Consider the following 269-nt stretch of genomic DNA (forward strand, 5'->3'; position numbering starts at 1 on the left):
ATTTTTTCGGGCTTTTCTTTTTTCATTTCCTTTAGGTTTTCATTGATATTCTGAAGTTTCTCATCCACTTTTTTATCGAATTCTGGATTTCTTTCTGGAAGAGGTTTTTCTGTCATTTCATGTTCTTCCACTACCTTTTCTTCAAGATTAATGTTTTCTTCTTTCTTTTCAACTTCTTCAAGATTGAAAACTTTCTCTTCAAGATTTACAGACTCACCTTCAATGTCAATTACTTCATCTCCGTTTGCTTCTGATTTCGTTTCTTCAAG

1 pseudogene is annotated in these 269 nt (G+C 32.0%); it reads right to left on the reverse strand.

From position 1 onward, the window contains the following. Window positions 1–269, reverse strand: a pseudogene (locus tag MR160_RS34360) (AAA family ATPase); the annotation flags it as partial.

This window comes from Bacillus cereus group sp. BfR-BA-01382, assembly GCF_022663475.1.
Classification (GTDB): domain Bacteria; phylum Bacillota; class Bacilli; order Bacillales; family Bacillaceae_G; genus Bacillus_A; species Bacillus_A thuringiensis_S.